The sequence below is a fragment of the Bradyrhizobium sp. MI1.10 genome (assembly GCF_055811035.1).
Window position 1 is genome coordinate 1 of sequence record NZ_JBVVPN010000175.1, and the last position, 326, is coordinate 326.

General features: G+C 60.1%; 1 protein-coding gene. It reads left to right on the forward strand.

What is annotated here, in order from left to right; genetic code table 11:
• The coding region (locus AC0L3K_RS40795) for an integrase core domain-containing protein (RefSeq protein WP_473368232.1) at window positions 1-326 on the forward strand (326 nt) is incomplete at both ends.

The window sequence follows — 326 nt, forward strand, 5'->3', positions numbered from 1 at the left end:
CGATCTGCGCCTTACAACGTTCATCGCAACCTCCAAACTCCTGGTGTTGCGACGACCGTTTGAATCCGCCCAATACGTCTCTATCAAGTACACCGAGCGCTTGGCTGAAGCTGGCGTCGAGCCTTCCGTTGGTAGTGTCGGAGATTCCTATGACAACGCTCTCGCCGAAACCATCAACGGCCTCTACAAGGCCGAGGTGATCCATCGGCGCGGGCCATGGCGCAGCTTCGAGGCCGTCGAGTTCGCGACCCTGGAATGGGTGGACTGGTTCAACAACCGACGGCTCCTGGAGCCCATCGGCAACATCCCGCCAGCCGAAGCCGAGC